The organism is Streptococcus danieliae (genome assembly GCF_025447695.1).
Classification (GTDB): Bacteria; Bacillota; Bacilli; order Lactobacillales; family Streptococcaceae; genus Streptococcus; species Streptococcus danieliae.
Genome location: NZ_JAOBSU010000191.1, coordinates 1 through 1,054, shown reverse-complemented (window position 1 = coordinate 1,054; position 1,054 = coordinate 1). Strand labels below are relative to the sequence as shown.

The window sequence follows — 1,054 nt, the reverse complement described above, 5'->3', positions numbered from 1 at the left end:
GCAGATGGTCGAACACCATACTTCCACGTTGCTTATGCAAGTTCGGCAGACGGACGGACTAACTTCAGTACAACTGACGCAGCAGGTCGAACCCACATTGGAACTTATACTGACTTTGTACAAGCAGATAGCACTAATCCTACTAGCTATGTATGGGCTTTGATGAAAGGTTCTGATGGTCGTAATGGCCGTGATGGTAGAGACGGTGCTCAAGGTCCAAAAGGGGACAAAGGGGATACTGGAGCGAGAGGTCCACAGGGCGCTCAAGGAGTCAAAGGCGATAAAGGCGATAAGGGAGACCAAGGAGCGATTGGTCCACGAGGTGAACGTGGGCTTCAAGGCCTACAGGGCCCTCAAGGAACACAGGGAATCCCAGGACAAAAAGGTGCCGACGGTCGAACACAGTATACCCACATTGCCTATGCAGACACCAATCTTGGAGGTGGCTTCTCGCAAACTACCAACGGCTCTAAAGCCTATATCGGTATGTATGTGGATTTTGAGGAAACGGATAGCCCGAATCCAGCTCGATACCGCTGGACTAAAATCCGAGGTGACAAAGGAGATAAGGGAGATAAAGGAGACCGTGGTGAAAGAGGTCTTCAAGGTTTGCAAGGTCCACAAGGAGCACAAGGGATAGCTGGAGCGAGAGGTGCCGATGGTCGTACCCAATACACCCATATCGCTTATGCTAACTCCGCCGATGGACGGCAGGCCTTTTCGGTATCCGATGCTAATCGTTCTTATATGGGAGTCTATGTGGATTTCACCGAGAATGATTCTACAGATCCGACCAAGTACCAGTGGACTCTCATAAAAGGTGCTGATGGAAGAAACGGGACTCCAGGACCTAAAGGTGCGGACGGCAGGACCCCTTATTTCCACGTCGCTTATGCAGGAAGTTCTGATGGTCGCAGTAATTTTAGCACAACCGATGCAAATGGCAGGACCTATATTGGGACTTATACTGACTTCATACAAGCAGACAGTACCAATCCAGCTTCTTATCAATGGACTAAGATGGCAGGCGACCGTGGTCCGCAAGGACCTAAAG

1 pseudogene is annotated in these 1,054 nt (G+C 50.2%); it reads left to right on the top strand.

Features of this window, described 5'->3' with window-relative positions:
- Positions 1-1,054: pseudogene (locus N4310_RS08690) on the top strand (collagen-like protein); the annotation flags it as partial.